The 729-nt window shown below is 74.0% G+C and carries 1 pseudogene; it reads right to left on the reverse strand.

What is annotated here, in order from left to right:
* Nucleotides 1–231, reverse strand: a pseudogene (locus tag QWZ14_RS06035) (hypothetical protein); the annotation flags it as partial.
* Nucleotides 232–729 lie beyond the last annotated feature (498 nt).

The following is a 729-nucleotide window of genomic DNA, read 5'->3' on the forward strand; positions in this document are numbered from 1 at the left end:
GTTGCGGGCCTTGTCGCCCAGGGCGCGCTTCAGCGCCGCGTTGTAGGCATGGTACAGCCCCGCCCCACGGGGTGGTGCCACCGCCCCGGAGACGCCCTCCGCGGCATCCTCTACCGCCTGCGCCGCCACCTGCTCGCTCAGCCGGTGCCGCAACTGCCGCTCCGCCCCGGAGGGGGTCAGGAAGTCCCCCTGCGGCTCCGGCTCGCGCGCTTGCGCTAGTCCGGCCGCCAACTCCGGTCCCGGCCGCAGGGTGCTGAGCCGCAGGGTCNCTGGCGCTGGCGTGTCTCGGCGATCTCGTCCTGCAGCCAGTCCGGCAGGTCGAGCCCCGGCTGGCGAGGCGGCCGCGGATCCTTGCGGAGCTGGCCCCCCTGCTCGCGCTCCATCCGCCAGCGGAAGCGGGCGAACAGCGGGTCATCGGGGTGGAAGACCAGGGCGCGCCGTGTCGAGTAGGGTCCGGCATGCGGATCCACCCGCGTCGCCCGCGCCACCATCTGCTCCAGCCAGGGGCGCGAGCGCACATGCGTCAGCGCCGCTACCACCGCCACCTCCGGCGCATCCAGCCCCTCATAGGCCATGGCGACGGTGACCATCACCGAAGGCTCCGGTGTCAGGCGATAGGCTGCCAGGGTCTCCTGGGCGCCGCGTTCGTCGGAGACTGCCAGCGCCATGCTGCCGGCCTGGGCCGGCGGTACCCAGCCGCGCAGGATCTCGAGGTAGCGCCGCGCCTGG

The organism is Paeniroseomonas aquatica, from assembly GCF_030409335.1.
GTDB lineage: Bacteria > Pseudomonadota > Alphaproteobacteria > Acetobacterales > Acetobacteraceae > Belnapia > Belnapia aquatica.